Annotated in this window: 21 protein-coding genes; 10 read left to right on the top strand and 11 right to left on the bottom strand. The window is 71.6% G+C overall.

Going from position 1 to position 20,305, the window contains the following annotated elements:
• Window positions 1-16: 16 nt before the first annotated feature.
• Window positions 17-439: an ATP-binding protein gene (locus tag QSK34_RS04235; RefSeq protein ID WP_285580050.1), complete on the bottom strand. Its 423-nt coding sequence runs from the start codon at window positions 437-439 to the stop codon at window positions 17-19.
• Window positions 440-540: 101 nt separating this feature from the next.
• The gene (locus QSK34_RS04230; protein ID WP_030450169.1) at window positions 541-1,308 is read right to left on the bottom strand and encodes a SigB/SigF/SigG family RNA polymerase sigma factor; all 768 of its coding nucleotides are present in this window, start codon (window positions 1,306-1,308) and stop codon (window positions 541-543) included.
• Between the two features lie 185 nt (window positions 1,309-1,493).
• Between QSK34_RS04230 and QSK34_RS04225 the strand changes: the two genes are divergently transcribed.
• Entirely contained in the window at window positions 1,494-1,835 is a 342-nt protein-coding gene (locus QSK34_RS04225; protein WP_285580048.1) for an STAS domain-containing protein, read from the top strand.
• On the opposite strand, the gene QSK34_RS04220 is transcribed toward QSK34_RS04225, so the two are convergent.
• Window positions 1,832-2,527 (bottom strand): GAF and ANTAR domain-containing protein, encoded by a 696-nt coding sequence (locus QSK34_RS04220; protein ID WP_231515257.1) that lies wholly within the window; start codon window positions 2,525-2,527, stop codon window positions 1,832-1,834. The genes QSK34_RS04225 and QSK34_RS04220 overlap by 4 nt on opposite strands.
• A gap of 68 nt (window positions 2,528-2,595) precedes the next feature.
• Here QSK34_RS04220 and QSK34_RS04215 point away from each other — a divergent pair, with 68 nt between their 5' ends.
• The 3 genes from QSK34_RS04215 to QSK34_RS04205 all read left to right on the top strand — a co-directional run bounded on the left by QSK34_RS04215 (window position 2,596) and on the right by QSK34_RS04205 (window position 6,346).
• On the top strand, window positions 2,596-4,371 hold the full coding sequence (locus QSK34_RS04215) for a SpoIIE family protein phosphatase (RefSeq protein WP_285580045.1): 1,776 nt from the start codon (window positions 2,596-2,598) through the stop codon (window positions 4,369-4,371).
• A 9-nt stretch (window positions 4,372-4,380) separates the two neighbouring features.
• A complete protein-coding gene (locus QSK34_RS04210; RefSeq protein WP_285580043.1) occupies window positions 4,381-5,187 on the top strand; it encodes an MEDS domain-containing protein in 807 nt (268 codons plus the stop codon).
• Window positions 5,188-5,302: 115 nt separating this feature from the next.
• A complete protein-coding gene (locus QSK34_RS04205) occupies window positions 5,303-6,346 on the top strand; it encodes a glycosyltransferase (protein ID WP_285580041.1) in 1,044 nt (347 codons plus the stop codon).
• A gap of 285 nt (window positions 6,347-6,631) precedes the next feature.
• On the opposite strand, the gene QSK34_RS04200 is transcribed toward QSK34_RS04205, so the two are convergent.
• Window positions 6,632-7,645: a PucR family transcriptional regulator gene (locus QSK34_RS04200; RefSeq protein WP_285580039.1), complete on the bottom strand. Its 1,014-nt coding sequence runs from the start codon at window positions 7,643-7,645 to the stop codon at window positions 6,632-6,634.
• An 83-nt stretch (window positions 7,646-7,728) separates the two neighbouring features.
• Here QSK34_RS04200 and QSK34_RS04195 point away from each other — a divergent pair, with 83 nt between their 5' ends.
• Genes QSK34_RS04195 through QSK34_RS04185 form a run of 3 tightly spaced genes read left to right on the top strand, consistent with a single transcriptional unit; the run spans window position 7,729 to window position 11,153 of the window.
• Window positions 7,729-8,640 (top strand): proline dehydrogenase family protein, encoded by a 912-nt coding sequence (locus QSK34_RS04195; protein WP_285580038.1) that lies wholly within the window; start codon window positions 7,729-7,731, stop codon window positions 8,638-8,640.
• Window positions 8,640-10,292, top strand: coding sequence for an L-glutamate gamma-semialdehyde dehydrogenase (gene pruA, locus QSK34_RS04190; RefSeq protein WP_285580036.1), 1,653 nt, complete (start codon window positions 8,640-8,642; stop codon window positions 10,290-10,292). Before QSK34_RS04195 ends, pruA begins: the two co-directional genes overlap by 1 nt.
• A 15-nt stretch (window positions 10,293-10,307) precedes the next feature.
• Complete coding sequence (locus QSK34_RS04185) at window positions 10,308-11,153, top strand: ROK family protein (RefSeq protein ID WP_202609583.1); 846 nt, start codon at window positions 10,308-10,310, stop codon at window positions 11,151-11,153.
• On the opposite strand, the gene QSK34_RS04180 is transcribed toward QSK34_RS04185, so the two are convergent.
• Window positions 11,146-11,634: a hypothetical protein gene (locus QSK34_RS04180; protein WP_285580031.1), complete on the bottom strand. Its 489-nt coding sequence runs from the start codon at window positions 11,632-11,634 to the stop codon at window positions 11,146-11,148. The genes QSK34_RS04185 and QSK34_RS04180 overlap by 8 nt on opposite strands.
• A gap of 161 nt (window positions 11,635-11,795) precedes the next feature.
• Here QSK34_RS04180 and QSK34_RS04175 point away from each other — a divergent pair, with 161 nt between their 5' ends.
• The gene (locus tag QSK34_RS04175) at window positions 11,796-12,179 is read left to right on the top strand and encodes a pyridoxamine 5'-phosphate oxidase family protein (RefSeq protein WP_285580028.1); all 384 of its coding nucleotides are present in this window, start codon (window positions 11,796-11,798) and stop codon (window positions 12,177-12,179) included.
• 6 nt (window positions 12,180-12,185) lie between these two features.
• Here the strand turns inward: QSK34_RS04175 and QSK34_RS04170 are convergent, their stop codons facing one another.
• On the bottom strand, window positions 12,186-12,725 hold the full coding sequence (locus tag QSK34_RS04170; protein ID WP_285580026.1) for a TetR/AcrR family transcriptional regulator: 540 nt from the start codon (window positions 12,723-12,725) through the stop codon (window positions 12,186-12,188).
• A 76-nt stretch (window positions 12,726-12,801) separates the two neighbouring features.
• Between QSK34_RS04170 and QSK34_RS04165 the strand changes: the two genes are divergently transcribed.
• Window positions 12,802-13,854 (top strand): aldo/keto reductase, encoded by a 1,053-nt coding sequence (locus tag QSK34_RS04165; RefSeq protein WP_285580023.1) that lies wholly within the window; start codon window positions 12,802-12,804, stop codon window positions 13,852-13,854.
• Between the two features lie 9 nt (window positions 13,855-13,863).
• A complete protein-coding gene (locus QSK34_RS04160; protein ID WP_285580021.1) occupies window positions 13,864-14,295 on the top strand; it encodes a DUF3592 domain-containing protein in 432 nt (143 codons plus the stop codon).
• On the opposite strand, the gene QSK34_RS04155 is transcribed toward QSK34_RS04160, so the two are convergent.
• From QSK34_RS04155 to QSK34_RS04135, 5 genes are read right to left on the bottom strand one after another with little or no spacing between them, the layout of a single operon-like run.
• Window positions 14,279-15,316 (bottom strand): YihY/virulence factor BrkB family protein, encoded by a 1,038-nt coding sequence (locus tag QSK34_RS04155; RefSeq protein ID WP_285580019.1) that lies wholly within the window; start codon window positions 15,314-15,316, stop codon window positions 14,279-14,281. The genes QSK34_RS04160 and QSK34_RS04155 overlap by 17 nt on opposite strands.
• Window positions 15,317-15,335: 19 nt before the next feature.
• A complete protein-coding gene (locus QSK34_RS04150; RefSeq protein ID WP_285580016.1) occupies window positions 15,336-16,196 on the bottom strand; it encodes an LLM class F420-dependent oxidoreductase in 861 nt (286 codons plus the stop codon).
• Window positions 16,197-16,215: 19 nt separating this feature from the next.
• Window positions 16,216-16,755 carry a DUF305 domain-containing protein gene (locus QSK34_RS04145; protein WP_285580013.1) on the bottom strand — a complete coding sequence of 180 codons (540 nt, stop codon included), beginning with the start codon at window positions 16,753-16,755 and terminating at the stop codon, window positions 16,216-16,218.
• Entirely contained in the window at window positions 16,752-18,035 is a 1,284-nt protein-coding gene (locus QSK34_RS04140; RefSeq protein ID WP_285580011.1) for a DUF1996 domain-containing protein, read from the bottom strand. Before QSK34_RS04140 ends, QSK34_RS04145 begins: the two co-directional genes overlap by 4 nt.
• Before the next feature lie 58 nt (window positions 18,036-18,093).
• Window positions 18,094-20,280 (bottom strand): discoidin domain-containing protein, encoded by a 2,187-nt coding sequence (locus QSK34_RS04135; protein ID WP_285580010.1) that lies wholly within the window; start codon window positions 20,278-20,280, stop codon window positions 18,094-18,096.
• Between the last annotated feature and the right edge of the window lie 25 nt (window positions 20,281-20,305).

Below are 20,305 nucleotides of genomic sequence, written 5' to 3'. Positions count from 1 at the left end.
AGACCCGTACCCCACCTCAGAGGGGGAAACGCATCACCACGGTCGAGCCGGTCTCCCCGGTCACCACGCGCATGTCGCTGCTGAGCCGCCGGGCCACCCACAGGCCCATCCCGCTCGTCGCGTTCTCACGCGGCGGGGTGAAGCCCGGGGGCGACTCGGACGACAACTGCCAGTGCCGGCCCTCGTCGTGGACGTCGGCGACGAGGAAACCGGGTTCGAACGAAACCTTCAGCCGCGCCTTCGTGGCGCCGTGGGTGACGGCGTTGGTGGTCACCTCGTTGAGGGCGACGAGGAAGTCGTTCACCCGGTCCTCCGGCATCCCCCCACGGCGGGCCAGCGCAGCCGCGAACTCCCGCACGTCGGGCAGATCGGCGAGGGAGAAGGTGATCTCCTTCGCGGCACCCGGTGCGGGAGGCGGCGCGACGCCGTCCTCGTTCACCCGCTAACGCCTTCCAGTAGTGGCGGCACTCCGAAGAAAGATACCCCGGGTTATCACGGCAGGTTGCCCGATATCCCGGGGAATCGGGTCGAAAACCGCCATTAGGCGACAAGCTCCGCACGCAACTGGTCGAGAACCTTCCGCAGAATCCGCGAAACATGCATCTGGGAGATGTCGAACTCGGCGGCGATCTCCGCCTGCGTCATGTTGCCATAGAACCGTAGCAGCAGGATGTTCTTCTCCCGCTCCGGCAGCTCGTCGATGAGCGGCTTGACCGCCTCGCGGTCGATGAGGGTGGCCAGGCTGTCGTCGCTGTCGGGGATCACGTCGCCCAGGGCGGCCGCGTCGTCGTCGGCGCCCATCGGCGCGTCGAGCGAGAGCGTGCTGTACGCCGAGGAGGCGTCCAGCGTGAGCAGCATGTCCTCCTCGGAGATGCCCATGCGCTCGGCCAGCTCGGCGACGGTCGGGAACCGGCCGTTCTCCTGGGTCATGTCGGCGACCAGGCGGTTGAGCTCCGACCGGCGCTCCTGGTAGATGCGGGGGACGCGCACGGCCCAGGTGCGGTCGCGGAAGTGCCGCTTGACCTCACCGGTCATGGTGACCATGGCGTAGCCGCGGAAGCTGTGGCCGAGGGTGGGGTCGAAGCCGTTGATCGCCTTCATCAGCCCGACGTACGCGGCCTGGAGGAGGTCTTCCATCGGCTCGCCCCGGTGGAGGTAACGCCGGGCGATGTCGCGGGCCATCGGGCGGTGCATCTCGACGATGATCTCGCGCAGCCGGGCGGCGCGCTCGTCGGTGGTGCCGGGCTCGTTCAGTTCGACGAGCAGGTCTTCGGCGGTGACTTCGTTCGACATCAGGTCGGCAGACATGTCGCTGTCTCCTCAGGGGAACACGCGAGACCCCTGAAAACGCGGCAAGGCCCACGCAGACAGACGTCTCGCACAAGAAAACGAGACGAAGCCCTCTGCTGGACCTCTTCCGCCATAATGCCCCGAATCGGGGCGTTACACAACTCCCCCGGGAACAGTAAGGTTGCGTCGAAGGAGGCGAGGCGGTGGCAACCCTGACGATGCGCTCGAGTGCCGTGGCAGATTTCGTGGTGATCCACATCGACGGGATCCTCGACGCCACCACACGGGAGCAGTTCTCCGACCACCTCGACGCGGTCGCCGACGACCACGGGCCCGACATGATCCTCGATCTGGGCGGCGTGACGTTCATGGACTCGCGGGCGCTGGGGCTGATCGTGCACCACTGGCAGCGGTCGACCGCGGCGGGTGGTCACTTCGCGCTGGTCAACGTGCAGTATCCGGCGTCGAAGGTGATGTGGGTGACCGGCCTCGCGCAGCGGCTGCCGATGTTCGACACCGTCGACGAGGCCGTGGCGGCCGTCTAGTTCTTGGCGTTCTTCTGCTGGTGCTCGGTGACCAGCAGCTTCGCCAGGTCGGCGACCTTGACCTGGTGGTGCTGGGAGATGCGGCGCAGCTCGTCGAAGGCCTCCTCGGGGCTGCAGCCGCTGGCCTGCATGATGATGCCCTTGGCCTGGTCGATCAGGGCCCGGCCGGCCATCGCCTCCTGCATCTGGGCCGCGCCGGTCAGCACGTCGTCGAACTCCCAGATGTTGGCCAGCGCGACCGTGACCTGCTCGCGCAGCAACTCGGTCAGCGCCACGTGGTCGGCGAACACGCCCGGCCGCACCCCGTAGAGTCCGATGACCACGATCGCGCCGTCGACCTCGACGGGCAGCACGAGGATCGAGCGCACCCCGTGACGGACCGCCGCGGCGGCGTAGCGGGGCCAGCGCTGGTCGCGCATCACGTCGGCCACCACGATCGGCCGGCCGCTGCGCAGGGCCTCCCGCGAGGGGCCTTCGCGCAGGTCGCGCTCCCGGTCGCTGACGGCGATGAGTTCGCTGTGGGAGGACGCCAGCAGCACCCGGTCGTCCATCCAGAGCTCGGCGGTGCCGCCCGCGCAGCCGGGCACGCCCCTGGCGATGGCCTCGGTCACCCCGCGGAGCACGCTCTCGGCGGAGGTTCCCTCGGTGACCCGTCCGAGGGCGGCGAGATCACGGGCGAGAATGGGAATCACAGGGAAGACCATTCCCCTAGTTTGGGGTCTAATCATCCGATGACGGATGCGAGAGGGAGCACACACCGGTGACCGACCTGGAGCGGCGGCTGGGCGAGTTCGCGGCGCGCGTCGCCGAGCTGCCCGGCAGCCACGAGCTCGAGACCGCCGAAGGGCTCGTCCGCGACGCCCTGGCCGAGCTGGCCAAGGCGAAGCGGCGGCGTGACGGCGGCCCTCAGCGTGAGCAGAAACTGCTCCGGCAGATCTTCCGCACCCTCCCGATCCCGGTGATCGTGATGGACACCGGCGGGACCGTCCGCCGGATCAACAACGAGACCACCCGGCTGCTCGGCAGCCCGGCCGGATACCTGATCGGCCGCGCGTTCCCGCTGCTCATCGAGTCGTCCCGGCGGGCCGCCTTCCGGGGGAGGTTCGCCGAGGCGCTGCGCAGCGAGGAGAGCACGACCTTCGAGACGCGGCTGGCCCACCAGGGCCGGGCCCACACGGTCCGGATGGTGCTGAGCCGCCTGCGGATGCCCGGCGAGCCGCAGGAGATGGTCGCCGCCGTCGCCCTGCCCACCGACGTGCAGCTCACCGGCCCCGACAGCGGCAAGGACACGCCCGACGAGTCGCTGTTCCTGGAGGCCGCCCGCCGCCACGAGCTGTCGGCCCAGCTCACCCGGCTGCTGCTCGACGACGAGAGCCTCCGCGAGCCGGTCGCGCTGATCCGCGCGGCCCGGCTGCTGGCCGCCGAGACGGCCGACTGGGTGATCGCCGACATGGTCCGCGACGGCGGCCTCCACCGCGCCGCCGTGATCGCGCCGTCGACCCAGCCGGTCGCCAAGCTCCAGCGGGCGATCGAGTCCCGCGACCCGGCCGAGGCGCCGCTGGTCGCCCGGGTGCTGGCCACCCGCAGCGGGGTCGTGCACGAGATGCTCACCGACGACACCCTGCTCGGCGCCGACGTGCTGACCCAGATGAAGGCCGGCTCGCTGCTCTCGGTCCCCATCCAGGCCGACGACGAGACGGCGGGGGTGCTGACCCTCGTACGGCTGAGAGACCGCCAGCCCTTCGGCCTGGCCGACCTGGGACTCCTGGAGGAGATCGGCACCCACCTGGGGCTGGCCCTGCGGGCCCAGCGCAGCTTCCAGCGCAGTTCCAACGCCGCCGACGCGCTGCGCAGCGGCGTGCTCCCCCGGTCGCTGCCCGAGGTCGCCGGGTTCGAGACGGCCGCGATCTACCACCCGGGCTCGGCGATGCGGGCGATCGGCGGCGAGTTCTACGACGTCTTCCCGATGAAGGGCGGCTGGGGCTTCGTCATCGGCGGCGCGGCCGGGCGCGGCGAGGAGGCCGCCTCGGTGACCTCGCTGGTCCGCAACGGCGTCCGGGTGCTGAGCGCCTTCGAGCGCGACCCCGGAGAGGCCCTGCGCAAGGTCAACGACGCCCTGCTGGCCCAGCACACCGGCCTGTTCGTGATGGCCGCCGCCGGGTTCGTGCGCGGCCGGAAGGTGCGCCTGGCCTCCGCCGGGCACCACCCCGCCGCGCTGCTCCAGCCCGACGGCGGGGTGCGCTTCACCGAGGGGGGCGGGGTGCCCCTCGGCTTCGAGGAGGGCGCCGTGCCGGCCACCGAGGAACTGACCCTGACCTCGGGAGAGACGCTGGTGCTCTACTCCGACGGCCTGGTCGGCACCCGCAGCTCGGCCGGCGAGAACTACGGGGAGGCGCGGCTGACCGAAGTGCTCGCGCGGTGCGTCAACCAGCCGCCCTCGGCGGTGGTGAAGGCGATCGAGGAGGACCACCGCGCCTTCTGCGACGACGAGGTCGTCGACGAGGTCACGGTTCTCACCCTGCGCCGTTCCCGCTAGCCTTGCTTGGTGCAGCCCGGTGACCACAGGTCCGTCGCCTATTCCGACGAGGCCGAGTTGGAGCCCGTGCTGGCCCCCTTCATCGCCGAAGGGCTGGCCGGCGCGGACAAGGTGCTGTATTTGACCGACGTGACCCACCCGGCCGTCGTCACGGGGCTGCTGCGCGGCTGGGGCGTCGACACCGCCGGGGCGGTGGCCTCCGGGCGGCTCGACATCCGCCGGCTTGAGGCGTTCGACCCGGGCGCGATGGTCGCCGACGTCGCCGCCGAGGCCGAACAGGCCAGGTCAGAGGGCTATCGGGCGCTGCGGGTGACCGGCGAGATGAGCTGGGCCGTGCGGGTCGGCACCGACCGGCTGGCCGAGTTCGAGGCCGGCATCCAGCGCGTCTACGACACCGGCGCGGCGCTCGGGGTGTGCCAGTTCGACAAGCGGCTGTTCGCGCCCGGCCTGCTGGCCGACCTGCTCCGGCGCCACCGGGCCGACGACGGCGACCTGCTGCTCGAAACGGCCCTGCTGCGCATCCGGCGGACCTCCGCGCCCGACGGCATCCAGGTCGAGGGAGAGATCGACGCGACCTCCGCGGCCGATCTGGCCCGCCAGCTCTCCGAGGCGACCGGCGTCGTTCCGGGAGATCTTCATGTCGACCTCCACGGCGTCACGTTCATCGACCTGGCCGGGCTGCGAGCCCTCGTCGACACCGCCAAAAGCCTCGGTGACCAGCGCGAACTCGTGCTCGGGCCGGTGCCCGACCACGTCAACCACCTGATGCGGCTGATCGGCTGGCACACCGCGCCGGGCCTCCGGATCGATTTCTGATTCAGCTGAAAACTTGCGTTTAAAGCTCTTCGGTGTACGGTAAAGACCACAACACAGTTCGTGCCTAAGACGCAGGCACACCCCTTTCATCGCGCTTATCGCCATGAGGTGTGCCATGCATATCGCCATCGTCGCCACGAACAACCTCTCCGTCACCGCCCCCGCCGTCGCCCGTGAACTGGGCCGGGGCCACGAGGTCACCGTCTACACGCGGGACGACGCCGAGATCAAGGGCGTCCGGGTCGAGCGGGTGCCCGCCGGTCCCGACAAGGACCTGTCCGAGAGCGACCTGCTCCCCTACATCTCCGACTTCAGCGACGGCCTCAAGCGGCGCTGGCGGGCCGAGCGCCCCGACGTGATCCACGCCCACTCCTGGACCGGCGGCCTCGCGGCCATCGCCGGGTCCGACGGGCTCGACGTCCCGGTGACCCAGACCTTCCACCACGACGACCGGCCCTCGGCCCAGGTCCTGCGCCTGGAGCGGGCGATCGGCCGCCGGGCCCGCGCGGTGATCGCCGCCTGCGCCGGTGAGGAGTCGCAGCTCATCCAGCTCGGCGTGCCGCGCCGGAACATCTCGATCGTGCCCGGCGGCGTCGACGTCGAGCGGTTCCGCCGCCAGGGCCCGGCCTTCCCGCGCGACGGCCGCCCGCGCCTGCTCCACGTGGGCGCCACCGGCGCCGGCGCGGTCGTGAACTCGCTGACCACGATCCCCGACGCCGAGCTGGTCGTGGCCGGCGGCGACGACCCGGTGCTGGAGCGGCTGCGCATGCTGGCCCGCGCCCGCGGCGTCGAAGACCGGCTCACCCTGCTCGGCGAGGTGCCCCACAACGCGATGCCGAAGCTGATCCGCAGCGTCGACGTGGCCCTGTCGCTCCAGCCGACCGTGCCGACCGGCACCGCCGCCCTGGAGATCATGGCCTGCGGCGTCCCGGTGATCGCCTCGGCGACCGGAGCCCACCTCGACTCGGTCGTCGACGGCGTGACCGGCTTCCTGGTCCGCCGCCCCGCCGAGGTGACGGCCCGGATCCGCGACCTGCTGGGCGACCGCACCCTGCGGTCGGCCCTCGGCTACGCCGGCGCCGACCGCGCCCGCTCCCGCTACTCGCTGGAGCGGGTCAGCCAGGAGCTCCTGCGCGTCTACGAGAGCGCCTGCGCCTGAAGCCCTCTCCCCTGAGGGAACAACCCGAGTGCCCGCGATGCTCCGGCCATCGCGGGCACTCGGCCGCTTTCTATGTCCTTCCGTTACGGCTCCCGCCTGGCCGGCACCGACCGCCGCCGCCCGGCACCCGCCGCGACCGGCGCCCCTCAGCCGCTCCAGCGAGCCCCGTGACGAACCTTCGACCGGCGTCACGACGGCCTTCCGCCTTCGGCGACGTGCACCGGGCGATTCCTTCCTCGACGGCATCTCCCGCCGGTCATTTCCGTCATGACGGTGGAACCGCTCTCACAATCTCCTGGCCTTCAGGGACAGGTGGAGGAGCAGGCGGTCCTGGCCGTCCGACAGGTTCTTGCCGGTGAACTCGGCGGCGCGGCCCAGGCGGTAGTAGAGGGTCTGGCGGTGGATGCCCAGGGCGGCGGCGGTCTGCTGCACGTGGCCCGCCCTGTCGAGGTAGGTCTCCAGGGTGGTGGCCAGTTCCTCCGGGAGGGCGGCCGACTCGCCCGCCAGTTCCGCGAGCTCGTGGTGGGGCAGCCGCACCAGGTAGCGGTAGACGCCCAGCTCCGACCAGTGGGCGACGGCCTCCCCCGTCTTCTCGGCCACCCGCAACGCGTTGAGCGCCTCGCGCCAGCTCTCCCAGGCGTCCTCCGGGTCCTGGCGGGGGTCGCCGGCGCCGACCGGGACGCCGTACATGGCGTTCAGGCGGGCGGCCGCCTCGCGGGCGCGGACCGGCGGGGCCAGGAACGCCGGGTGGGCGCCCGCCTGGCCGGTCAGCACGTCACGCGGCAGCGACCAGGAGACGGGCACCTCGGCCGGGCCGGCCGCCACGGCCAGGGCGACCAGCGGGCCCTCGATGCCCCGGGCGGCCTCGGCGCGGGCCTGCGGGTTCGGGGAGAACAGGTCGTCGAGGGGGGCCCGGCGGATCCAGGCCTCGTGGGCCAGGGCGGCGGCGAGCCGGGCGAACAGCGGCTCGGCCCGGTCGAGCAGGCTGTCGGGCAGCTTGCCGCTGTCCAGCAGCCACAGGTAGCCGTAGGTGACGCCCTTGTGCCGCAGCGGGACGCAGACGCGGGCCAGGAAGCCGGGGGCCTCGGGGATGCGGACCGGATGGTCGGCCGCGGCGATCCCGTAGGCCTCGAAGTGGGCCCGGGTCGCGGCGGTCGCGCGGCGGCGGAGGATGGACTCCTGGCGGACCTCGTCCACGACGCCGCTCTGCACGCCGTAGGCCACCAGCTCGAAGGCGCGGTCCTCGACCGTGACGGAGGCGTCGAGCAGGCGGGCGATCTCGTCGACCAGGTCTTGCATGAAGACATTATTGTGCATTTGTCTGAAGAGACTTGGCCGGATGTCCGTGGAAGGGTACTTTCCGGGCGAATTACGCTGTGTGCATGCTCGGTTCCACGCTCCTCGCCGTGTCGAGGAATCCGCTCGCGCGCAAGGCCGTCACGGCCCTGCCGCCCACCCGGCGCGTCGTCGACCGGTTCGTCGCCGGAGAGGCCACCGCCGACGCCGTGGCCGCGGCCGACCGGCTCACCCGGTCGGGGCTCATGGTCACCATCGACCACCTGGGCGAGGAGGTGCGCGACACCGACGCCGCCGTGGCGACCACGAAGGCGTACGTGGAACTGCTCGGCGCCCTCGCCCCGCTGGGGCTGGGACACCGGGCGGAGGTGTCGGTGAAGCTGTCGGCCGTCGGGCAGGCGCTCGACGACGCGATGGCGCTCGAACACGCCCGGGAGATCTGCGAGGCCGCGCTCTCCGCCGGGGCGACCGTCACCCTCGACATGGAGGACCACACCACGGTCGACTCCACCCTGGGCATCCTGCGCGACCTGCGGGCCGACTTCTCCGACGTCGGGGTGGCCGTCCAGGCCTACCTGTTCCGGAGCGAGGCCGACTGCCACGACCTTCGCGACTCGCGGGTCAGGCTGGTGAAGGGCGCCTACCGCGAGCCGGCGTCGGTGGCGTACCAGAAGAAGAACGACGTCGACCTGGCCTACGTGCGCTGCCTGAAGGTGCTGATGGCCGGCGCCGGGCACCCCATGGTCGCCACCCACGACGACCGGCTGATCTCCATCGCCGAACTGCTCGCCGACCGGCACGACCGGCCCCGCGACACCTACGAGTACCAGATGCTCTACGGCATCCGCACCGACAAGCAGCAGGCGCTCGCCAACTCGGGCGCCCTGGTCCGCGTGTACGTGCCCTACGGCGACGACTGGTACGGCTACTTCATGCGCCGCCTGGCCGAACGACCGGCCAACGTGGCCTTCTTCCTGCGCTCTCTTGGGGGTAAGTGATGGACGCCGTCTCCACGGTCCCGGCCCCGGTCAACGAGCCGGTCCGGTCCTACGGTCCCGGCAGCGCCGACCGCGCCATGCTGGAGGGGCGGCTGAAGGAATTGGCCGCCACGAGCATCGACCTGCCGATGACGATCGGCGGCGAACGCCGCATGGCGGGCGGGGCGCCCATCCCCGTCGTTCAGCCGCACAACCACGCCTCGGTGCTCGGCACCACCAACGACGCCACCCCCGCCGACGTCCAGGCGGCCGTCTCGACGGCCCTGGCGGCGGCCCCGGCGTGGCGGGCGCTGAGCTTCGACGAGCGGGCGGCGATCTTCCTGCGCGCGGCCGAGCTGCTGGCCGGGCCGTGGCGGGCGACCCTGAACGCCGCGACCATCCTCGGGCAGTCGAAGTCGGCCCAGCAGGCCGAGATCGACGCGGCCTGCGAGCTGATCGACTTCCTGCGCTTCAACGTGGCGTTCGCCCGGCAGCTCCTCACCGAACAGCCCGTCTCCTCCCCCGGCGTGTGGAACCGGATGGAGTACCGGCCCCTTGAGGGCTTCGTGCTGGCGATCACGCCGTTCAACTTCACCGCCATCGCCGGGAACCTGCCCGCCTCGGTGGCGCTGATGGGCAACGTGGTGGTCTGGAAGCCGTCGCCCACGCAGCAGTTCGCCGCCCACTTCACGATGGCGCTGCTGGAGGAGGCCGGGCTGCCGCCGGGTGTGATCAACCTGGTGACCGGCAACGGCGCGGCGGTGTCGGAGGTGGCGATGACCCACCCGGCGCTGGCGGGCGTGCACTTCACCGGCTCGACCGCGACCTTCCAGCACCTGTGGGCGACGGTCGGGGCCAACATCGGGCGCTACCACGCCTACCCGCGCCTGGTCGGCGAGACCGGCGGCAAGGACTTCGTGCTGGCCCATCCCTCGGCCGACCCGGCGGCGCTGACGACGGCGCTGATCAGGGGCGCGTTCGAGTACCAGGGCCAGAAGTGCTCGGCGGCGTCGCGGGCCTACGTGCCGCGCGCGATGTGGAACTCGATCAAGGACGACTTCGTCTCCCTGGCCGAGTCGCTGACCGTGGGCGACGTGGCGGGCGACCTGTCGACGTTCATGGGCGCCGTGATCGACGCCCGCGCGTTCGCCAAGCACAAGGCGGCGATCGACCGGGCCCGCGCGGCCGACAACATCGCCGTCCTGACGGGCTCCTACGACGACTCCACCGGCTACTTCGTGAAGCCGACCGTCCTGGAGTGCGGCGACCCGACCGACGAGATCTTCACGACCGAGTACTTCGGCCCGATCCTCGCCGTCCACGTCTACGACGACTTCGAGGCCACCCTGGGCCAGCTGGAGTCGGCCACGCCGTACGCCCTGACCGGCGCGCTGATCGCACGGGACCGCTACGCCATCGCGTCGGCCTCGGAGAAGCTCCGGTACGCCGCCGGCAACTTCTACGTGAACGACAAGCCGACCGGCGCCGTGGTCGGCCAGCAGCCGTTCGGCGGCGCGCGGGCCTCGGGCACCAACGACAAGGCGGGCTCGATCCTCAACCTGATCCGCTGGGTCAACGCCCGGACGATCAAGGAAACGTTCGTGCCCCCGGTGGTCGTGCCGCCCTACCGCGGCGACATCCCCCAGTCCGGCTGGCAGCAGCCGGAGCTCTGACGGCAGACTGTCGGGGTGATCAGGTACGGAGCCGTCGAAGCGGGCGGTACGAAATGGGTGTGCGCGCTCGCCGACACCGACGGAAACATCGTGGCCACCGAGGTGGTCCCGACGACGACCCCCGAGGAGACGATCCCGGCCGCGGTCGGCTTCTTCCGGCGTCATCCCGCCCCGGCGGCGGTCGGCGTCGCCACGTTCGGCCCGGTCGACCTGTCGACCGGGCACATCACGGCCACGCCCAAGCCGGGCTGGTCGGGGGCCGACGTGGTGACGCCGTTCCGTGAGGGGCTGGGCGTCCCGGTCGGGCTCGACACCGACGTCAACGGGGCGGCGATCGGCGAATGGCGCTACGGCGCGGGGCGGGGGCTGCACACGCTGGCCTACATGACGGTCGGCACCGGCATCGGGGTCGGCGTCGTCGTCGACGGCCGGCCGCTGCACGGGCGCACCCATCCCGAGGCGGGGCACATGCTGGTCCCCCACGACACCAAGCGCGACCCGTTCCCGGGGGCGTGCCCGTTCCACGGCGACTGCCTCGAAGGGCTCGCGTCGGGGACGTCGATGCGGCAGCGCTGGGGACGTCCCGCGCAGGAGCTCGGCGACGGCGAGCCGTGGGAGCTGGAGGCCGACTATCTGGCGAAGGCCGTCCACAACCTGGCCTCCTCCCTCTCCCCGCAGGCCGTGATCATCGGCGGCGGGGTCGGCGGGCGCCCGGGGCTGCTCGACCTCGTGCGGGCCCGTGCGGCCGAGCTGGCCGGGGGCTACCCGCTCGACACGCTCATCACCGCGCCCGGGCTGGGGAACCTGTCGGGGGTGACGGGCGCGGCCGAACTGGCCCGCCAGGCGCTGAACGCTACCTGAGGACGGGCGACCCGGCGGTGACCTCGGCCCACCTGCGGCCGAGGCCCCACGTGTCGCCCGCGTCGCCGGCGGCCAGCCCGATCAGGACGATCGCGTAGACGAGGTGGTCGTCCAGGAACGGGTGGGTCGCGATCGGCAGCGCGGCTCCCCACATCATGACCAGCATGACCGTCCCGGCGCCGGCCGCGATCCGCATCCCGACGCCGAGGACGAGGGCCGCGCCGACGCCGAGCAGCCCGGCCATGAACAACACGTCGACCCACCAGTGCCCGGCCAGGGCGCCGTAGAGCCCGCCGAGCGGGCCGTCGGCGGCGCCCTTCAGGAAGCCGGTCGTCGGGCTGCCGCCGTTGAGCCACGACCGTTCCCCCGGGGTCGCGAAGCCGAGGCCGAGCAGCTTGTCGAGGAAGGCCCAGAGGAACACCCAGCCAAGGGCGATCCGGGCGACCGCCCAGACGTGGTCGGCGCGGACGATGGGGGTCATGAGGGCTCCTTCTGCACGGGGTGATCTCGGTTCCCTCATCCCACGCGTTCGCCGGCCGGGACGGCAGAGCACGAGGACCCGCGGGCGAAGGACCTTCGGCCCGCCCGGCGGGGGCCCATCGGCCGTGTCGGAGGGCCCGCGCGGCCGCCACAGTGGAGGCCATGAGCACCCTGCGCACCCTCACCGCCGACGAATGCCTCACCCTGATCGCCCCCGGGGGCGTCGGCCGGATCGCCTTCACCGGCTCCCACGGGCCGACCATCCTCCCGGTCAACTACCGTCTCGACGACGGCCGGATCGTCTTCCGCACCCGCACCGGCGGCGCCATGGACGACGACCTGCGCACGAACGTCGACGACCTGGAGATCGTGGTCGCCTTCGAGGTCGACGCGATCGACCCGGAGCGTCAGGAGGGGTGGAGCGTGCTGGTCCAGGGCCCCTGCCGGCACGCGGCGGGCGAGCCGGGCGGCTCGTGGGTCGAGGGTCGCGACCACCTGATCACCATCAGGCCGCAGCGTGTCACCGGGCGGCAGCTGGAGGCCTGACGGGTCCTAGCGAGGCCGGGCGCTGAGGCCGTCGAGGATGAGCGCCAGCATGCGGGGCGACCGGTCGTCCGGGCCCGGCGCGGCCCGCCAGAGGGCGCCGCTGAGCTGGAGGAAGTCGCCGGGGTCGGCGTCGTCGCGGATGCTGCCGTCCTTCTTGCCCGCGTCGAGGAGCTCCGCGATGGCGGCGACGACCGGGCCGTAGGTCCGCTCGGTGATGGCCTGGTGGGCGCCGGGGCTGAGCGCGTCGCCGAGGCCGTGTTTCCGGCGCATGGCCTCGACCAGGTCGGCGGTCCAGCGGCGGAGCGCTTCGAGCGGCGGGTGTGCGGCCAGCAGGCCGGGCACGGCGGCCACGATGCGGTCGACCTCGTCCTGGTAGACGGCCAGCAGCAGCGCCTCGCGGGTGGGGAAGTTGCGGTAGAGCGTCCCCGCGCCGACGCCCGCGCGCTGGGCGATCTGGTTCATCGACGTGCCGCCGTCTTCGGCGAACGCCTCCCGGGCGGCCGCGAGGATGCGCACCCGGTTCTCCCGCGCGTCGGAACGGACCATCAGGCTCCCGCCTTGCTATGTGGAGAACTCTCCACTACGTTATCCGGAGAGTTCTCCACATAGTTTAGAGGGACCGATGCGCTACATCAAACTCGGCACGACCGGCCTCGACGTGTCCCCCATCGCCATCGGCGCGATGACCTACGGCGACCCCGGCCGGGGCCACCCCGTGTGGTCCAAGGGCGAGGCGGAGGCGCGCCCGCTGATCAGGCACGCGCTGGAGGCGGGGATCAACTTCTTCGACACCGCGAACATGTACTCCAACGGGTCGAGCGAGGAGATCCTCGGCTGCGCCCTGCACGACTTCGCCGACCGCGACGCCGTGGTGATCGCCACGAAGCTGCGCCATCCGATGCGCCCGGGCCCGAACGGCCGGGGCCTGTCCCGCAAGGCGATCATGACCGAGGTCGACCACTCGCTGCGGCGGCTCGGGACCGACTACATCGACCTCTACCAGATCCACCGCAACGACCACTCGACGCCGTGGGAGGAGACCCTCGACGCGCTCAACGACCTGGTGAAGGCCGGCAAGGTGCGCTACCTCGGCGCGTCCTCGATGCACGCCTGGGAGTTCGCCAAGGCCCTCCACCTGCAGAGACAGCACGGCTGGGCGCGGTTCGCGTCGATGCAGGACCACTACAACCTGCTCGCCCGCGAGGAGGAGCGGGAGATGCTCCCGTTGTGCCTCGACGAGGGCGTCGGCACCGTCGTCTGGTCGCCGCTGGCCCGCGGGCGCCTCGCCCGCGCCTGGGACGACGCCAGGGCGACGGCGCGGTCCGAGACCGACGGCGCGTTCGCGGACCTGCTCTACCCCCCGGCGGACGAGGCCGCCAACCGCCTGATCGTCGAGGCCGTCGGCCGGGTCGCCGAGGCCCGCGGCGTGAGCCGGGCGCAGATCGCCCTCGCCTGGTTGCGCCGCCAGCCGGTCGTCACCGCGCCGCTGGTCGGCGCCGGGTCGATCCGGCAGATCGACGAGGCCGTGGCGTCGCTCGACGTCGAGCTCACCGACGACGAGGCCCGCGAGCTGGAGGCCCCCTACACCCCGCGCTGGGACTGGCAGGGCGTCTCCGACGAGGCCGCGATGGAGGCCATCCGCGCCCGCGTTCCCGGAATGGCGCTGTCTCGTTAGCCTGCGGGGGTGGAACGCATCCTCCTGGGGCTGATCCTGGAGTTCGTCGGCCTTCACCTGCTGGCCCAGGGGCAGGCGGTGCGGCGGGCGGCGCGGGCCTTCCTGTCCACGGCGGTCCGCGCCGAGGGCGAGGTGATCGCGCTTCTGGTCAGCCGCGCCGGGGTGTCGCAGCGGCCCCGGCCGAGCCACGTCTACCTGCCGGTGCTCCGGTTCCGCACCGCCGAGGGCACGCTCGTGGAGGCCCGCTCGCCGGTCGGCGGCAACCCCGCACCGGCCGCCAAAGGCGACCGCGTCGGCGTGCTCTACGACCCGGCCGACCCGCGTGACGTGCGCATCGACACCGTCACCGGCCACGGCACGACGGCCGGGCGGCTGCTCACAGCCCTCGGGGCGGCGGTGCTGGTCGTCGCGGTCGGGGTGGTCGTCAGCGGCGTCTGGTGACCCGCGCCAGCAACACCCGGGCGGCCGCCAGGAGGGCCATGCCGACCGCGCCGACCAGAGGTTCCCGTTCCTCCTCCTTCGAGGGGCCGGGGTCCGGGAGTGCCGGTTCGGTCTGGTGGGTGCGCGAGGCTTCGAGCTGGGCCGCGAAGGCCAGGCCGAGGAACAGCGCGATCGAGGTCAGGAACGCCCAGAGCAGCAGCGCCATCACCGCCGTCAGCGGGCCGTAGGTCTCGCCGAAGCCCTCGTTGAGGCTCGTGTAGAGGGCCAGGCCCAGGGTGAACGTCGTCCACAACACCAGGGTCACGAGGGCGCCGAAGGCCAGCCATGTGTGGCCGGGCTGGCGGCGCCGGGGCGCGGCGCGGAAGATGACCGAGGTCGCCACCAGGGCCAGCAGGAAGCCGAGCGGCCATCTGACCAGGTCGAAGGAGAAGCGCAGGGCGGGGCCCCAGTCGTACACGCGGGTGAGGGCCTCTTTCAGCGCGTCGCCGCCGACCATCATGACGAACCCGGCCACCGTGAACGAGCCGGCGGTCGTGGCCAGCACCAGCCCGCGCAGGTATTTGCGGTGGAAGGGGCGGTCGCGCTCGATGCCGTAGATGCGGTTGGCCCCGCGTTCGACCTGGGCCATGGTGCTGACCAGGGCGAACACGGAGGTGGCGAGGCCCGCCCACAACGCCACGGCGTCGGAGCGCGAGCCGCCGTCGAGGATGCTGCGCACGGCCGCGACGCCCTCTCCTGGGCTCAGGTGGCTCAGGGTCAGCGCCAGGACCTGGCCGAGTTCCTCGGTGTGGACGACCGAGGAGAGCCCGACCAGGGCGATCGCGCCGGGGATGACCGACAGGCACATCTGGAACGCCAGGGCCCGCGAATGGCTCATGCCGTCGCCGTAGCGGAAACGCACGAACGAGTCGCGGGCCAGCCGCCACGCGCCGTAGGCGCGCAGAGCCGCCCAGGCGTCGTCGGCCGACAGGTCGTCGCCGGTCATCGACTGGGTTTGGGGGACGAGGGTCGCTGAGCCCACGCCGCCAAGTTACCCAATCTCAGATGAACTGCACGACCGGGATCACCTCGGACCCGATCTGCTCCAGCGGGGTCAGCTCGTACACCCCCTTGACCTGGCCGATCGCCATGGAGAAGCCCATCTCGGCGAAGCCGCCGAGGTCGTCGACGATCTTCTGGACGCCGTGGGTGGTGTCGTAGGCGTAGTAGACGGTCTTCTGGATGTCGTCGTAGTTGCGGCCGACCGCCTCGCAGTGGCCGCGCAGCACGTCGAGCTTGTGCTGGAGCTCGTCGGAGGGGAACAGGTTGCAGGCGTCGCCGTACTGGGCGACCAGGCGCAGCGTCTTCTTCTCGCCGCCTCCCCCGATCATGATCGGCGGGTGCGGGCGGGTGATCGGCTGCGGAGAGTTCAGCGGCCGCTCCAGCTGGAAGTGCTTCCCCCGGTACGGGCTCTCGTCGCCGTCCCACATCCGGTGGCAGATCTGCAACGCCTCTTCGAGCTGCTCGAAGCGTTCGGCCAGCGGCGGGAACGGGAAGCCGAGGCCCTTCGACTCGTCCTCGTTCCAGGCGGCCCCGATGCCCAGCCAGGCCCGGCCCCCCGACAACACGTCGAGCGTGGTCACGATCTTGGCGAGCAGACCGGGCTGCCGGTAGATCACCCCGGTGATCAGGGCCAGCAGCCGCGCCCGCGAGGTGTGCGCGGCGATCCAGCCGAGCGTGGTGTACGCCTCCAGCATGGGCTCCTCGGGAGCCCCCACGCCGCGGATCTGCCAGAAGTGGTCCATCGTCGCGATCGTGTCGAACCCGGCCTGGTCGGCGGTGGTGACGATCTGGGCGAGCCGGTCACTGAGCACCGGGTCGCCGGGGTACGTGAAACTCGGGATCTGAAGTCCAACCTTCATGCTTACATTCTTACTGGTATTACCTCGCAATTCCGGACAGGGCGGCGAGCTGCTCCGTACGCGCCGCCGTCATGTCGGCCGCCAGGTCGAGGGCCTCCTCCGCCGCGCCGGCCTTCTGCTCGCTCGCGGTCACCATGGCCGACTGGTCGAGGTGGCCCTTCAGGCTCCTGACCAGGATCTTGTCGAACGCCTTCCCCTTCGCCCTGGCCGCCGCCTCGATGACGATCGGGGTCGGCATGCCCGGCATGTCATGCCCCTCGTGCGGGTTGGGGCCCGCCTTCGCGCTGGTCAGGATCGCGCGAAGACGGGCCAGCTCGTCCCGGTGGCCCCGGCCGACGGACCCCGCCAGGTCGGCGAGCGCGGGGTCCGCGGTGCGGCCGGGGGCCAGGTCGAGCACTTTCAGCACCCGCTCGTTCATCGCCGCCATGAGCTGCGCCCACGCCACGTCCGTCGGGTTGTAGGCCGCCACGGTGACCACCGGCTTCGGCGGGGGCGGCGGCGCTTCCGGCGTACAGGAGCAGAGCGCGAGGATCAGGGCGGCGAGAACGAGTCTTCTCATGGGCGGCCGTTGGCCCCGCACTTGATGACCGGACGGATGCAGTCGCGCACCCGCTGCCACATCTCGGCCTCGGGCCAGGCGTTGAAGAAGTCACCGTGCATGGTGAATCCCCGGCCCGACGAGAGGCGGATCCGCGACGGATCGCCGTTGACCGGGTAGCGGAGCACCTGGCGCAGCTTCGGCACGGGGACCGGGTGGGTCGACGGGCACGCCTGGTTGACCGGGTAGGCCATGTGGCTCTTGTGGTCGGGCGAGTCGAGGTTCACCCCGTCCCAGCACTGCGGGAAGTCCAGGTACGACTCGAGCATCGTCCCGGCCGGACAGTTCACGAAGTCCTTCGACGCGCCCGCCTCGTTGGCGTGCAGGCACGACCAGCGGGCGATCGTCGTGCTGTCGGGCGCGGTGGCCTTGGCGTTCCCCGCGACGATGCGCAGGCCCAGCGGCAGCGGCTGGATCTGCGCGGTGATGTCGGGCCGCACGCCCTCGCCGAGGTAGTAGAACGTCGTGATGACCGGTTCGACGGGCTGGTCGTTGACGTAGAGCGTCGGCACCCAGTACGACGACAGGTCGATGCGCGGGTTGCAGTTGGAGTCGCCCGCGAGGAGCGTCTGCACGGTCGAGTTGGCGTTCGTCGTCAGGTTGCCGAAGAACGAGTGCATGTGCGAGGCGCCCGGCAGGTTCGGGTAGATGATCGGGTCGTCGGGCAGCCGGTGCGTGAACGGGCAGTCGGCCAGGAACTCCGACACCCGCACGATCGGGCCCGTCGGGCCGGTCGGGGTGGGCGACGGCGACGGCGCGGGGCCGCTGCCGGGGCCGTACACCTCGAACTCCCACAGCGACACCCCGTAGCCGGTGGCCCGTGCGGTCGTGTAGACGCGGATGTAGCGGGCGGACGTCTGGGTGAAGCTGATCGTCTGCACGCCGCCGGTCTGGGCGGTGCGGCTGGCCACCGTCGACCAGTTCGTGCCGTCCGACGAGGTCTGGAGCTGGTAGGCGGTGGCGTAGGCCGCCTCCCACCGCAGCACGACCTGGTTCATCGAGGTGGCGGCGCCGAAGTCGACGCGGAGCCACTGCGGGTCGGAGAAGAGGCTGGACCAGCGGCTGCCGGCGTTGCCGTCGACCGCGTTGGCGGCCACGTGGCCGCCCTCGACGGAGGAGGCGGTGGCGGTCTTGCCCTGGGAGATGGGGGCCGCTTCGGCCCGTTGGGTGACGATCGTGAGCATCGCCAGGATCAGCACGCCGATGGCGGCGATCCTGGCCCACGTGATGGTCAGGGACATCGCGTACTCCAATGGTGGGGGGTGCTCCCCGGGGGCCGTGAGCCCCCGGAGAGGTGGATCACTGGTACACGCGCACGTAGTCGACGAGCATCTGCTTCGGGAAGCCGGTGCTGGCGTCCGGCGGACCCGGCCAGTCGCCGCCGACGGCGAGGTTGAGGATGATGTAGAACGGGTGGTCGTAGACCCAGGGCCCACGGGTCGCCTCGACCTGGGCCTTGCTGAGCGTGAAGACCTGGCGGCCGTCGACGTACCAGGTCATGCCCTGGCTGTTCCAGTCGAGCGACCACACGTGATAGTCGTCGGAGAAGTCGGCGCCGTTCGGCAGGGTGTTCGGCGCCCCGATCCCGCCGCCGCCGTTGTAGGCCGGCGCGTGGATCGTGGTGTACGACGTCTTCACGTCCTTGCCGAGCACCTCGACGATGTCGATCTCACCGTTGTAGGGCCAGGGCCGCCCGGTCAGGAAGTCGGCGCCCATCATCCAGAACGCCGGCCACAGGCCGTTGCCCTTGGGCACCTTGATCCTGGCCTCGATCCGGCCGTAGGTGAAGTGGAACTTCGTGCCGGTGTTCATGCGGTGGGAGGTGTACTGGCAGGTGCCGCCCGGACACGACGATCCCGGCGTGACCTCCTGGCGGGCCTCCATGACCAGCTGCCCCGCGCCGTTCATGTTGGCGTTGTTGTTGTTGGTGTAGTACTCCAGCTCGTTGTTCGGGCCGGTGCCGGGGTCGGGCCGCCACTTCGCCGCGTCGGGCTTGCTGCCCGCCGGGCCGTTGAACTCGTCGCTCCAGACCAGCTGCGGGGGGTTGCGCGGGTCGGGCGGAGCGGCGGGCGGGGTGTTGGGGGCGCCGCCGGTGCCGTACACCTGGAACTCCCACAGGCTGTAGCCGTAGGGGGTGCCGCGCTGGGTGCCGTACATCCGGACGTACCGCCCGCTCCCCGTCACGGGGATCGACTGCTTGAAGCCGGTCCCGGTGGTCGTGGAGTAGATGTTGGTCCAGGTGACGGCGTCGTTGGAGGTCTGGATGTTGAACGACCGCGCGAACGCCGGGTCCCACTGCAGCACGACCCTGCTGATCTGGGCCACCGCGCCGAGGTCGACGTAGATCCAGCCGGGGTCGACCCAGCCCGTGGTCGAGCTCGTCGCCCAGCGGCTGGCCGGGTCGAGGTCGAACGCGCGGGCCGGCGTGCACTCCCAGCAGTTCCCGTCGCTCTGCGACGTGGAGGCCACGGCGGGCTTGTTGTACGAGAGCAGCCGCTCCCCACCCGGGTCAGGTGACGGAGAGGGACTCGGGCTGGGACTCGGAGAGGGGCTCGGCGACGGAGACGGCGACGGGCTCGGGGACGGGCTGGTCGTGGTCCCGGTGCGCACCTGGATCTCGAAGAGGCTGACGCCGAAGGGCAGCGCCCGGTTCGACATCACGATCCGCAGGTAGCGGCCGGAGCCGCTCAGCGTGACGTTCTCCGTGCCGCCGGCGCCGGTGGTCGTCGCGTAGACCTGGGTGAACGTGGTGTTGTTCGGCGAGACCTGCACCTGGTACGTCCGCGCGAACGCGGCCTCCCAGACCAGCGTCAGGCCGCAGATCGACGTGGTGGCACCGAGGTCGATCGTCACCGACTGGGGCTCGCCGTAGGCGCTGGCCCACCGCGTGCCGGCGACGCCGTCGACGGCGTTGGCCGCCACGAAGGTCCCCTCGGTGGAGGTCGCGGTGATCGGCTTGCCGAGGGCGGCGTTGCCGCCACACGTGCCGGTCGGGCCGGTGGACCCGTAGACCTGGAACTCCCACAGGGAGTAACCCCAGGCGGTGCCCCGCTGGGTGCCGTACATCCGGACGTAGCGCCCGGTGCCGGTCACATTGAGGGTCTGGACGCCGCCCGTTCCGGCGGTGGTGGTGTGGATGGTCGTCCAGGTGGTGCCGTTGGCGGAGGTCTGGATCTGGAACGCCCGCCCGTAGGCGGCCTCCCAGTTCAGCACGACCTGGCTGATGGTCGCCGAGGCCCCCAGGTCGACCTGGATCCACTGGGGATCGGAGAAGGCACTGGCCCACCGGGTGCCGGTGCTGCCGTCGACGGCGTTGGACGCCGCGAAGGCCCCCTCGACCGAGGAGGCGGTGGCGGTCTTCCCCTGCGAGAGCAGGGCGTCGGCGGCCTGGGCCGGCTGGATGGCGACGTAGGAGGCGAGCAGCGCCAGCGCTGCCGCGATGAGCACGCCCAGGCGTAACCGGCCCGGACTGCGCGATGAACTCAACGTGTCTCCTCGGGAGGGCGGGGGG

The organism is Herbidospora sp. NBRC 101105 (assembly GCF_030269205.1).
GTDB lineage: Bacteria > Actinomycetota > Actinomycetes > Streptosporangiales > Streptosporangiaceae > Herbidospora > Herbidospora solisilvae.
Note: the sequence above shows the minus strand (reverse complement) of the source record. Positions and strands in the feature narration are given on the sequence as shown.